This is a genomic window from Haloarcula sp. 1CSR25-25, from assembly GCF_032027985.1.
Taxonomy (GTDB): Archaea; Halobacteriota; Halobacteria; order Halobacteriales; family Haloarculaceae; genus Haloarcula.
The window spans coordinates 1-972 of record NZ_JAHYBW010000021.1; the positions used below are offsets into that span (position 1 = coordinate 1).

Consider the following 972-nt stretch of genomic DNA (forward strand, 5'->3'; position numbering starts at 1 on the left):
AGACCAGTACGCTGTGCGGTAGTGCCAGAGTAGCGGGGGTTGGATATCCCTCGCGAATAACGCAGGCATCGACTGCGAAGGCTAAACACAACCTGAGACCGATAGTGAACAAGTAGTGTGAACGAACGCTGCAAAGTACCCTCAGAAGGGAGGCGAAATAGAGCATGAAATCAGTTGGCGATCGAGCGACAGGGCATACAAGGTCCTGTAACGAATGACCGAGACGCGAGTCTCCAGTAAGACTTACAGGAAGCCGATGTTCTGTCGTACGTTTTGAAAAACGAGCCAGGGAGTGTGTCTGTATGGCAAGTCTAACCGGAGTATCCGGGGAGGCACAGGGAAACCGACATGGCCGCAGTCTTACGACGAGGGCCGCCGTCTTCAAGGGCGGGGAGCCATGTGGACACGACCCGAATCCGGACGATCTACGCATGGACAAGATGAAGCGTGCCGAAAGGCACGTGGAAGTCTGTTAGAGTTGGTGTCCTACAATACCCTCTCGTGATCTATGTGTAGGGGTGAAAGGCCCATCGAGTCCGGCAACAGCTGGTTCCAATCGAAACATGTCGAAGCATGACCTCCGCCGAGGTAGTCTGTGAGGTAGAGCGACCGATTGGTGTGTCCGCCTCCGAGAGGAGTCGGCACACCTGTCAAACTCCAAACTTACAGACGCTGTTTGACGCGGGGATTCCGGTGCGCGGGGTAAGCCTGTGTACCAGGAGGGGAACAACCCAGAGATAGGTTAAGGTCCCCAAGTGTGGATTAAGTGTAATCCTCTGAAGGTGGTCTCGAGCCCTAGACAGCCGGGAGGTGAGCTTAGAAGCAGCTACCCTCTAAGAAAAGCGTAACAGCTTACCGGCCGAGGTTTGAGGCGCCCAAAATGATCGGGACTCAAATCCACCACCGAGACCTGTCCGTACCACTTATACTGGTAATCGAGTAGATTGGCGCTCTCATTGGGTGGAAGCAGGG

1 rRNA gene is annotated in these 972 nt (G+C 54.7%); it reads left to right on the plus strand.

Features of this window, described 5'->3' with window-relative positions:
* Positions 1–972 (plus strand): 23S ribosomal RNA (locus KZ498_RS24620); the annotation flags it as partial.